Consider the following 11,792-nt stretch of genomic DNA (forward strand, 5'->3'; position numbering starts at 1 on the left):
GTGGGGAACTCCCTCATTCCATGGTAGGGATTCCCCGATATCGACGATAAAAATGGACTACAGGAGAGATCGAGCGAGGGAAATGGCTTTGTGCAGGATGTCTTCCTGCTCTTTGATATACAGTATTAATTTTGATGATATATCCGCAATTTGGAGTGTCAAACCTTGTTCTTGCAAATCTTCATGTGCCTCCCAACTGATCCAAAGGCGAATATCTGCTGCTTGAGCAAGTAAATCACGCATCTCCACAGCATGATGAATCAACGCGATCTTTGGGTATCGAGCCGATTTAAAGCCTTCGGCGATAATAATATCTACCTTGCCATACAGCTGCTGCGCAATTTCATCTAGCGATGTAGAGCTTTTCCTCATAGAGCGGGTTGCCGTCGATGAAGTTAATATGGTCTCTAGCGCGCCATGAGACAGATGCTTCTCACTATCTGTCTCATAGTCATCCAAACGGAATTCGTGCGCATCATGCTTAGCCGAGCCGACTCGCAGCCCTTGCGCAGTAAGTGCGGCGATAAGCTTGCAAGCAAGTGTTGTTTTGCCGCTATTTTTGTAACCGATAATTTGCAGAACGGGAACTGCTCGTACGATGAAGTTGTCACCAGATGGAATGCTCATGCCACTTCTTGCTCCTTTATTCACAGATTCCCTTTAAGGGAATAATCTCGACGAGCGCACCTTCCTGATAACCGTTCGGAGAACCTGGCAGACAGATCAAGCAATTCGCATCTCGCAAAGATACGGTCACACTCGACATATCATAGCCTACGGGTGCTGCCGTTAGCTTGCCTGCTTGTTCGGACATACGTCCACATATAAAACGCGTAAAGCGATCTGATTTTGCATAATTCACGGTTAATGTCGCCATTATGCGGGGTTCAGGGATGAGATCGGCCACCATCATACCGCGGAGCGCAGGGCGAAGGAACAATCTGCAGCCCACATAACATGCAGCGGGGTTGCCGGACAACGCGAAGATCAGCTTCCCGTGCCACATCCCAAACGTTGTCGGACTTCCTGGGCGCATCATCACCTTGTTGAATACCAAATCGCCATCCCATTCCTGCGTCACATCATACAGAATGTCATGATCCCCGACAGATACACCGCCTGTCGTAACAACGACGTCATGCTCTAAAATTGCCTTACGGATCATTTGTTTCGCAATGACCGCATCGTCTGGTACTTGATCCATTACAACGGGAATCCCACCGAACGCCGTAATGGCTGCAGCCAACATATACGAGTTGCTGTTTCGAACACGCCCAGGCGCTAAGGCATCTTCCACACGCAGCAGCTCCGCACCGGTGGCAAGAATCGCAACCCGAGGCTGCTTATAGACTTGTACCGTATGGATGCCGAACATCGCCAGCAGCGCAATTTCGCCAGCACCTATCTGAACACCCGAACACAGGACGGTTTCCTTCTCGGTGATTTCGACGCCAATTGGGGACACATTCTCCCCTATGGCAACAACCCCCTTCACCTTACATAGCTCCGTACCATCCGGTCCGCTCTCTTCCGCTGTCATCTCGTATTTGATCACAGCATCTGCGCCTTCTGGTACCGCAGCCCCTGTCATAATCCGAATGCATTGACCAGGTTGTAATGTCATCGTTGACACCTGCCCTGCGGGAACATTGTCGACGATATGCAGCGAGACGGGCGAACCGATCGACGCCTGTTTTGTATCCGCAGCCATAACCGCGAAACCGTCCATGCCCGAACGGCGAAAATGAGGCATTGGTTGTGGCGCGACAAGCTCTACAGCCAATGTTCTGCCGATGCTCTGCATCAAAGGTACTTCTTCCGTTGGCATGACACGCACACGATCCAGAACGAGACGTGTTGCCTCAGCTACGCTAATGGCATTGCGCATAAAAGTCTTCAATTCTTTTCTGCCGTTCATATAAATCCCCCCACTACATTACGATATTTGTTGTGTTTTTGCGGGAATGATTTATGCGTGATTGGTTCTGAATGTCTACAGGGTCGATTTCACTGAACACGCCGACATAATAATTTGTTTCTCCGACGTCATTTTGAATCCCGTTAATCGTTAGATGCTGCAGATACAATTCGCCATTTTGTTTTTTGTTCCAGATGTTGCCCGACCATGCGTGCTTCGACTTGAGCTGCTTCCACATGGACTCATAGAACGCTTGATCATGCTTTCCGGATTTCAAGAAGCCTGGTTTCTGTCCCATGGCGTCCTCCCCGCTATAACCTGTAATTTCTGTGAAAGCCGGATTGACGGTTAGAATGAGCCCTTTGGGATTGGTGACCAATACCGCTTGCGAAGTGCTCTGTACAATTTGTTCTGCTAATTTCACACGATCCTGCCAGTACATGTAGAGTACAAGAAGTACGCTGCACAACGCGACCATCGCTAGCGCCATGAATCCGATCGCATAATGACCTGTCATCGCGAGTAGTAAAGACAACATGAGCGGCGGGAAGAATCCGCCTAAACCGCCAAGCGCCGATATCAGACCGTTCGCAATCCCGGATTGCTTCGCGAAGTAGAGTGGGACCAATTTGAAGATCGTCCCGTTACCTAGTCCCGCACATAGGCCAATCAACAAACAGCCCACGGTAAAGAGCGGGATCGAAGGAGAGAAAGCGAGTATAATGCCGCCCATCGTGAGTCCACTGAACACGAACAGCAATATTTTGAATGGATTGAATTTATCCCCTAGCCATCCTCCCACCGGCCGCATAAAAGTTGCAAGGGTAACAAATCCAGCGGTACGCAAGCCTGCATCGACTTTACTGATACCGAAATTATTCACGAGATGATTGGGCAAGAAGACGGTGAATGCTACAAATGCCCCGAACGTAATGAAATAGAAGAAGCAAATCAGCCACAACTTCTCATTTTTGTAGATGCCTTTTATTTGTTCTATGAGGGCGACATTAAGTTTCGATTCCTTCCGATCCCCGATAAAAAAGTTTGCAATAGCAAAGATCGCGAGCAGAATCAAATAGACTTGAACTGTCGAACGCCATCCGATCTGCGTCGCTAATACCGGGGCAAAAAATGTACTCAGCGCCGAACCCAAATTTCCAAGCCCGTAAATTCCATTAATGAACCCATGTTTCTCTTTGGGATAATATTTTGGCAAGGAGGTAACCCCTACTGAGAATGTCGCACCCGAGATCCCTAAGAACAACCCACCAATAATCAGATCGAAGAAGCTCTTCGCTTGACTGATGTAGAATACAGGAGCGAGCAGCAAGACGAAGCTGATCAAAAACATGTTGCGCGCCCCGTATTTATTCGTCCAATAGCCGAATGGAATTCGTAAAATCGAACCAAGCACAACGGGTACAGCCGTGACTAACGATAATTGCCCTGGTGTTAATGGAATACCGTCTTTGATGAATACAATTAATGATGATAAGATGCCCCATACCGCAAATCCAAGAATCAGACTCAAGGTCTGCAAGGGTAAAATTGCTTTGGACGGTCTCATGCCCATTCCTCCTCGTGAACTCGACTAGCTATGATTCATTATCCGTGGAGTATGTCATGAAAAAAATTGGGGAATTCCCTCATTTGCTTTCTAGGAAATTCCCCATTTCGGATTTGCACTATTTAGTTCCAGTTCATCTCATCTAATAATAATCGCGTGGGTACGGTAAATCGCACCGACTGGCGTCGTTCGTCCATCATGATCTCTAAATCGCATTTTAGCGCGATCAGTTGATCTTTAACAGGATTAAACATTTCTCGAGATAAATGGCATTCCCCTTCACATTCATACTCAACCAAAGTATGTCCAGCATCGTCTTGCCCCAGCACGATCTTAGCTAGCGTATTCGCTTGGATGCAAGGGCGTACGAGCAGTTCGAGAATCGCTGCAATCTGCTCTTGCCGCTCATGCGACAATTGTGTGATACGCTGATCTAATAGTTCGCAAATAATACCTTTAGCACGAAAATCCCGTAGCCGCTGCAGGAGCGGGGTTGTCTTGTCATGCTGCACCGCACCTTGCGTATCCTCCGATACAGGATGGATCGTGATGCTGTCATATAATACCGCGAGCTTTGCGGCAGTTCGTTCCACATGCCCTATCTCTTGTTCACCAAATGCCCGCTCCTCCCGCTGACCAACCAGCAAAACACCGTAAGATTGCTTCTGCTCGACCCGCGCCGAATCTACCGAAACGCCCATACCAGAGCGTAACGACTCCACGAGGAAAATGGGGTACTCCAATACCTCATCTTGCACTTCTTCAGGAAAAGAAGTGACTACATGCGGTCGTCTGGCTTGCAATACCTTTCCTGCCATTCCGTTGCCCATTCGTACTGTAATTTTTTTGTATCGCTCCGATTTGGCACCAAGCGCAATTTTCCAATAAATGTCCCGATAATTCGCATCCGCGAGTGCTACAGCGACGAAGTCGAATGCCATGTCTGATTTCAACTGCTGCAATTCCAGTTGAATTCGCTGTTGGATCGTCAACGGCTGGTCACTTTCGTTAATCAAAATCAAGCAACCCCCTTCTCACAGCGAATTTCATCAATTCGCGACGATTATTTAATTGGAGCTTTTCCATGATATTGGCCTTATGGTTTTCAATCGTCTTGACACTGATCGTTAGCAGCTCAGCAGCTTCTTTGTTCGTATACCCCTTCGCAACAAGCGTCAAAATCTCTTTTTCTCGCTCGGTCAACGTCTCAAAGGCGTCTTTTGTCTCTCTAGTCTGCGCTTGCAAATACCCTTCTATCACTTTCTTCGTCGCAGTTGGATGCAAATAGACAAGCCCTTGTTGGACCTGCATAATAGCCGTCACGAGCTCCGAGATGGGCGCAGATTTGAGAATATAGCCCGATGCGCCTGCCTTCAATGCCCGAAATAAGTATTGCTCATCATCGTGCATCGTAAGAATAATAACCTTGACCTCTGGCATTGATTGCAGCAGCTCGCTTGTCGTGTATAGACCATCTCGACCGTTCGGCATGCTCAAATCCATAAGCACAAGGTCTGGATGCAGTTCAAACGCCTTCTTCATGCACGAGATGCCGTCCGCCGCTTCTCCCACAACCTGAATTCCCGGTTTACTATCCAGAACTGCACGAAGTCCACTTCGAACAACTGCATGATCATCGACAATTAACACTTTGATATCCATCGTATATGATTCCCCCGTTTACTTAACTAGCTGATCGACAATAGGTACCTTGACTTGAATCTTAGTCCCTTGTCCTGGTGTTGATTGCATTTCGAATTCCCCGCCCAGAATATTCACACGCTCCTCCATACTATAGAGTCCAACGCCTTGACGCAGTTCAGTTGTAATCACAAAGCCTATTCCATAATCGCGAATATGCAGCTCGGCGAGCGTCGGCAGCAGCTTGAGTCTAACATCGACCACTTCGGTCTGCGAATACTTCGCTGCATTGGTGAGCGCCTCTTGCACGATGCGGTAGAATGCAATTTCATGTGCCGACGGCAGTCGTCCGCTGTCTCCTTCAATCGTGAACAACACTTGAATACCGAATTTCTGCCCATACATCCTAACGTAGTTGCGGAGCGCTGCTACGAGTCCTATATCATCGAGCGCTGAAGGACGCAGTTCTACAGACAAATCTCGGATATCCTCAATGGTATGGCGAATGGATTCCTGTAAGGCAAGCATGAGCTCGTCTGCAGCAGGATATTCCTCCGACTCGAGTGAGGCTTTTAATACTTCCGTCTGAATCAAAATACTATACAAGGACTGACCGATTCCGTCATGCAGCTCACGTGAGATGCGTTTGCGCTCATTTTCTTGCGCAGACAAAATAGAGTGAGTAATCATTTTAGCAATCTGATGCTGTTCTTCCTGACGCTGCTCCACCACTTCCTGCATGCGAATAATATTCAAAAAGCCATACATCGGATCTTTATATTGGGATACGCTCGCGTTCATGGATTTACTCAATCCGCTTGGCGTCGTTAACTGCAACTCTACAGCCTGTGGGCAAGGCTCCGTAATAAAACAAGTTTGATAGGAACACAGCTTATTTAATCCCGGATAATTCGAACAAAGATTACAGAAATTCAGCGTAACGGGTTCATTGCCTATTTGCATCAACTGGCCTGCCACGGGATTCATTCGCACGATATTTAATGCATGATCCAGCACCAGAATTCCATCCGGACTATGCTTGAATACATTCGAGAGCAGTTCTTGCTCAGAACGGAGTTTGTGACTCTGCCAATAAATAATAAAGAAAAATAATGTGGTAATCATCAGCACAAATAAGAAAACCGGTACAAAATTCAACCAGCTTCGATTCCCCTCATGAAGAATGGCACGAATCGCAAATACGATAATCAGTGTTGTACATATCGTTAATATCCCGTTCTTCACCATAAATCTCACGAATGTTTTTGTCTTCTGGAACGTTGACATCAATGGCGCTCATTCCCTCCGTCCTTACTTACTGAAAGTCTATCATTGAATTTATTTATAGAGGTGCCACGTTTATTACATTTTTGCGAAAGTAGGCAGCGTCAAAAATTATGTGTATATGAAAATAACCCTTAAAACCAAAAAAAAAGCCGCTAATTTAGCGACTTCCTATGCGTATAAATTATTGAACTCGGACAGCTCGGTCCCATTATTATTTTTATCATAGCACAGCCGACCGTATGCTTTTATTTTTATAATTTTCTAATTTGAACAGAAACAAAATAAGTCGCACCGTACTTTTGTTTCAATTGATTAATTCATTTGAATTAATTATACTCAACATATGGAGGAATGGACATTGAATACAACACTAAGCAGCGAGATGAATCAAGGAAATGAAGACTCTACCCAAACTCGTTTATTAGAAGCAGGGCTGCGAATCTTTGGATTACATGGCTATGAAGGCGTACGAACGCGAACCCTTGCAGATGAAGCGGGTGTGAACCAATCGGCGATACCCTATTATTTCGGTGGAAAAAAAGGATTGTACTTAGCGGTTACCCGTCGCTTGACAGCAGCCGTTCATGATGAATTTTTAAAGCAGGCTCTTATTGAGACAGAAGTGATCCAGAAACGCTCAAAAGCAGAAGCTGAAGAAGCTCTAAAAAACGTCATGACGCAGTTCTCCCAGACGATGATTGGCAATCATGAAACCAATGCAAGAAGCGTATTTATCGCAAGAGAGCAGCTGCAGCCTACAGAGGCTTATGATATATTGTATGAACAATTTTTCCTGCCACTTCATCAGATGATTGCCGTCTTGGTGGGTAAATTAATGGAACTAGATGCAAATGATCCAAAAACGATATTAATCGCGCATGCCATTGTTGGACAATCGATTGCGTTCTCTGTAGCAAAGGAAACCTATCTCAGACGCCAAGGGATGCAAGACTTGGATGAAGCACACGTTGCCTTGATCGCCAAGGAACTTGGCGAGATGTCGATTCGTACATGCGGCGATTATTCTAATTAAAAAAAGGGTACGTAACAAAGACATAAACACTCTTCTCTACGTACCCTTTTGCTATTTTACCAAGTTGCCCTCATCAGCTGAGTAGAATTACTATTTAGTTCAATTCCCCCATCTTCACCCACAATCACCGTTCCGCCAAGATTAATGACCTTCTTACCAATCGCACAATTCGGCTCAAATGCAAATACCATACCTGCCTTAAGTTCGGTCTCTAACCCTATGGATGGAATAGGCAATACTCTTCCGTACTGTTTCGCCTCAGGCAACCGTACCATCTCATCCCCAACCCCAATAAGGCCAAATGGACTGATGGAATGGATAAGCGGATGAACGTGCCAGCCTCCTACTTCACGCATCGGCTCATTCATCGCTTCGACGACGTCTCTGAAGATAGCCCCATGCCGCAGCTCTTTTACTCCGTTCACATACGATTGTTTCGCTGCCTCAGCCGCCCGCTCAAAATCCGGATGCACAGCTCCTACAGCGATTGATGGCTGATGCTGCGTCTCTAGCATTCCGAATGATGAAAATACCTCAGCCAAAATAATATCTCCTTCTTGGATCATCCGCGGCTCCTCTGGTCGATATATCCATGCGGGTAGTCCCCATCCTACGAACTCCGGTCCTGATCCCATTAATATCGTCGTCGTGAAGCCGACATGGGTCACACAAGCATTCATCCCTGCCGCATAAATCTCATTTTCTCTAACGCCTGGCTTCGTCGCCTCAAGCATCGCCTGGACCATTTTTTCCCCGACGTCTGCAGACCATTTTAATACCGCGATCTCCTCCGGACTTTTCACAGAAGACAGTGCGAAAAATTTGTGGCCCACAGGCTTAAAGGTCGCGTTCGGCAATCCCTTTAAGATTGTTTGCCAAGTATTATAGGGCATGGCTCCATCAAAGTAATAGGGAGGATAAGGCTCTAAACCAATTACACCAAATGCTTTATTCGTAAGTCCTCGCTCTTCCAAAATTTTCACGATGTGCGTACCCATTTTCCCGACATACATATTTTCCGGGCTTATCCAGCCTTGCGTATTCGTATATCCAGCTTGAATATGATCTTCCACAGCAGTCGCTAAAAAGACTACAGAGATCGGCTCTTCATACTTTGGAAAAATGACAATAGAACCTGGACGCTCATTCGTAAAGTAACTGTCCGGGTTGAATACAGCAGGGAATGCACCTTCTCGATCGCCATACACAATCAATACATCCACATGCTCTTCTTCCATTAGCTGATTTGCAATGTTCCATCTACGATCTCTTTCCGCAAGTGAATAGGTTGGTATTCTAGTATCTTGTTTGATCATACCTCTTTCTCCTCCTGACGTTAATTACTTTCCAGAGCTCATCGCTGATCGCTGCCTTTTGTCATCATCCAAACATATACAGGAGAATGGCTCCTCTCCAATAGATGTCTTGAAAGAACGAGCACATGACAAGTATAATTAATTCAATTGATTTAATCAATTGAATGAATTTATCGAATCAGTGAACTTTTCTTGAAAAATGAAAAGTATACGCCCTTTGTCGTCCCGAAGTTAATGCTTCAAAAGCAGTTTTTAATACAGAATGAGGATTTTTTTATTAACTTAATAGCGTGTGGTTGCTGCTAGAATATCTAAAAAACCGATTCACTCTAAAACACAACTATCACGACTAATCAAGTTACAACCAAAAAAAGTCGATCCCTGAACGCTAAGGAATCGACTTTTATCTTGTTAATCTAAAGCTCACAGTAGTTAAACAACACCCATCTCTTAAATCCACTCTTTTCCATGTTCGCGTATAAATTTAATATCATTTTGATAATGCTCAACGTGCCCTTCATCTACCATCTTTTGAAAAGCAGTGTCACCTTCGCTAGCTTTTCTTTTAATAGTTTTACATAATCCTTCTAATCGTAGCAATACCATCTCTAAATAATCTTCTTTTATCCCCTCACCGTACGATTCAAAAAATAATTTAACTCTTTGTTTTATACGATTGGCATGCAGTAATGAATGATAATAAACTCCCTCACCCGTTTCAGAATGATAAACCCTACTTAAGGGGACGCAAGTGTAAAGAGTATAGACAATGTCCCAAAGTCTTGGACCGGGACCCGCAACATCAAAATCAATAATACCTACTGGCCTTTTTTGATTAAAAATAAGGTTGTATATTGCAAAATCATTATGGCATAGTACCTCAAATGGTTGGGGAGTGTTATCAATTGATTGCCAACTTTCTTCAATTGAAAAATCACTCACACAATCATGATAAAGGCGGAGCATCTTCGCTATTTCTATTAAAACATCATTAGACCACATGTATTCTTTTAAAGGATAATTGCCAGCTTCTCCTTCAATAAATGATAATATCTCTCTTCCTTTTTCATCAATACCTAAAAACCTCGGTGCATGACTGAAACCTTTGTTTTCTAAATGCTTTAATAGCTTGTGAATTTTGATGCTGTCTGGCTTTAATTCTCGTCGAACAGTATCTCCCGAACGATATACGTTTGAGACATTCCCTCCTGTTAACATTTCTTCGTTTTCGTGCTGGTTTTTCATTATCATTCCCCCGATGTATGGACGCTTTGATTGTATCAACTGTCTCTATCCAAATATTCTACATATGTAATATAGATTCCCCGAATCATTATGAAGTGGATCAGATACTTCAGGCTACATCATTTCTAGCGATAATGGAAGATTAATCTTTAGTGCAGGACGAACACCGTAACAAGCTAAGTTGACACGTCCGTAACTGCGAATACTGCTGCGAGGACCAATAAAAAATGCACGTGAAGAACTACTAGGTTGTGTTCGCAACCACCACCATGAACAAGCCAATTCTTCACCATTCTCAAACATATAGTCAGCTCTGACTTTTTTATCATAAATATACAAATGACATCCATCTTTCTTTTTAAGTTTGGAAAATTCCGTTCCTGTTGCTCGACGTTTCGTATTTAAAGAAACTTCATCAAGTTTATAGGTCAGTTCTTTCACCTCTGCAACACTAAGCAAAAAAACCTTGTCCTCCGTGTCTGTACTCCTTTCTACATTGTCAGCGCAATAAGTAATCTTGATATCCCCCTTCTCGGAGTCATTGAACGCAGTATGATAAAACTCATCGTTCAGCCACTTTCGCAAATCTGATTCACGCCAAGTGATATTGACAAATTCGCTGTGATATCGTCTACAATCCAAAATGTATTCACTCAAAATGAACAGTTCTCTACCCGAATTTTGCAGGACTCGCCACTTAATCGGTGTTCTGTGTTCTCCTTCTACCGTTTGCGGATATGTGCCGAGGGTAATGATTTCACCGGGTTTTGCACTCCGGAGCGGAGTGCAAGCAAGTTTATCATTTTTCAATTAGATCACCTCCACTCGTTTCTAATTTTAGTGTACAACTTTTGTGCAAGTGCTAAGATCAAGCTGTTATACTCTTGATTTATCTCTATATCAATATAAAAAGTTTATCATTGTGCTTTAATGTTGTTTTGGAATAATGTTTTTCCTAAGATAGATGACACCTAATTGGGTGCACAAGAAAACAGCCATAGACCTTGAAGGAACGGTCTATGGCTGTTTCGTTTATTCACTATTTTGTTTTAATTGTCCTTGGGGGTAAGGTTCAGCATCACTTGCACCTGCTGCATTTCCCATCGAATACACTAATCATTTAATCCCTTTCCATTCAGAATTTGCTGCGTACATTTTTCAACTCTCGATTCTCGTGTTTTGGATTGTTTAGGTCCAGAAAAATGAAGAATATACGCTCTTTGCCGTCCCGGTGTCAATGCTTCAAAAGCAGTTTTTAATACAGGGATTTCATCAAATTTATTCTGAAGTTCTTCAGGGATCACAAATTCTGTAGTAAAATTCACTTCCAAACCGGCTTGTTCGACTTCAATGGCTTCATGAATATAGGCTTTCAAAATGGCTTTCATTTCAACTATTTCCTGAAGATTGGTGAACCGAATCTGACGTGCCGCCTGTACATTCTCCGTTTGTTGGATTAGAATTCCGTGAGCATCCCGTAACAAGGCGCCTTTGTGAAACAGTAGCGCACAGTATTCTTTAAATCCATGAATTAAAACGATGTTTTTTTTCTCAAACGTGTAGCAAGGATGCATCCATTTAAACTCTTCTGTCAGCCCACTATTGAGAACGATATTCCTCAATTCCCCATATTCTTCCTTCCACTTTTTCGCTTTACTTAAAAATCCATCAACCTTAGGATTCATTCTGCTATTTGTCATCAAGGAAACCCCTAATCAATTTTCGTTTAATGGAGTATGGTGGAATTTTCGATCCCGAAATTAGATACAGCCTATATACGTCTAT

Annotated in this window: 11 protein-coding genes; 1 reads left to right on the forward strand and 10 read right to left on the reverse strand. The window is 44.0% G+C overall.

Annotation, left to right across the window (positions count from 1 at the left end):
* Positions 1 to 57: 57 nt before the first annotated feature.
* From mobB to QP775_RS05105, 6 genes are all read right to left on the reverse strand, one after another.
* Positions 58 to 627, reverse strand: coding sequence for a molybdopterin-guanine dinucleotide biosynthesis protein B (gene mobB, locus QP775_RS05080; protein ID WP_285104142.1), 570 nt, complete (start codon positions 625 to 627; stop codon positions 58 to 60).
* Between the two features lie 16 nt (positions 628 to 643).
* Positions 644 to 1,918 (reverse strand): molybdopterin molybdotransferase MoeA, encoded by a 1,275-nt coding sequence (locus tag QP775_RS05085; RefSeq protein ID WP_285104144.1) that lies wholly within the window; start codon positions 1,916 to 1,918, stop codon positions 644 to 646.
* Positions 1,919 to 1,931: 13 nt separating this feature from the next.
* Positions 1,932 to 3,485: a nitrate/nitrite transporter gene (locus QP775_RS05090; RefSeq protein WP_285104146.1), complete on the reverse strand. Its 1,554-nt coding sequence runs from the start codon at positions 3,483 to 3,485 to the stop codon at positions 1,932 to 1,934.
* Positions 3,486 to 3,607: 122 nt separating this feature from the next.
* On the reverse strand, positions 3,608 to 4,501 hold the full coding sequence (locus QP775_RS05095) for a hypothetical protein (RefSeq protein WP_285104147.1): 894 nt from the start codon (positions 4,499 to 4,501) through the stop codon (positions 3,608 to 3,610).
* Positions 4,494 to 5,147, reverse strand: a complete 654-nt coding sequence (locus QP775_RS05100) for a response regulator (protein WP_239327809.1) — start codon at positions 5,145 to 5,147, stop codon at positions 4,494 to 4,496. The genes QP775_RS05095 and QP775_RS05100 overlap by 8 nt, the downstream gene beginning before the upstream one ends.
* Positions 5,148 to 5,165: 18 nt before the next feature.
* The gene (locus QP775_RS05105) at positions 5,166 to 6,413 is read right to left on the reverse strand and encodes a sensor histidine kinase (protein WP_285104150.1); all 1,248 of its coding nucleotides are present in this window, start codon (positions 6,411 to 6,413) and stop codon (positions 5,166 to 5,168) included.
* Between the two features lie 358 nt (positions 6,414 to 6,771).
* On the opposite strand from QP775_RS05105, the gene QP775_RS05110 reads away from it, so the two are divergent.
* Positions 6,772 to 7,446 (forward strand): CerR family C-terminal domain-containing protein, encoded by a 675-nt coding sequence (locus tag QP775_RS05110; protein WP_285104152.1) that lies wholly within the window; start codon positions 6,772 to 6,774, stop codon positions 7,444 to 7,446.
* Positions 7,447 to 7,502: 56 nt separating this feature from the next.
* Here the strand turns inward: QP775_RS05110 and QP775_RS05115 are convergent, their stop codons facing one another.
* The 4 genes from QP775_RS05115 to QP775_RS05130 form a co-directional block, all read right to left on the reverse strand.
* Positions 7,503 to 8,762 (reverse strand): M24 family metallopeptidase, encoded by a 1,260-nt coding sequence (locus QP775_RS05115; RefSeq protein WP_285104154.1) that lies wholly within the window; start codon positions 8,760 to 8,762, stop codon positions 7,503 to 7,505.
* A 450-nt stretch (positions 8,763 to 9,212) separates the two neighbouring features.
* On the reverse strand, positions 9,213 to 10,007 hold the full coding sequence (locus tag QP775_RS05120; protein ID WP_285104156.1) for an aminoglycoside phosphotransferase family protein: 795 nt from the start codon (positions 10,005 to 10,007) through the stop codon (positions 9,213 to 9,215).
* Positions 10,008 to 10,121: 114 nt separating this feature from the next.
* Positions 10,122 to 10,817, reverse strand: coding sequence for a DUF6273 domain-containing protein (locus QP775_RS05125; protein WP_285104158.1), 696 nt, complete (start codon positions 10,815 to 10,817; stop codon positions 10,122 to 10,124).
* Positions 10,818 to 11,119: 302 nt separating this feature from the next.
* Positions 11,120 to 11,707, reverse strand: a complete 588-nt coding sequence (locus tag QP775_RS05130) for a YdeI/OmpD-associated family protein (RefSeq protein WP_285104160.1) — start codon at positions 11,705 to 11,707, stop codon at positions 11,120 to 11,122.
* Positions 11,708 to 11,792: the final 85 nt, after the last annotated feature.

Origin of the sequence: Paenibacillus sp. UMB4589-SE434, assembly GCF_030226685.1 — a bacterium.
Lineage (GTDB): Bacteria > Bacillota > Bacilli > Paenibacillales > Paenibacillaceae > Paenibacillus_B.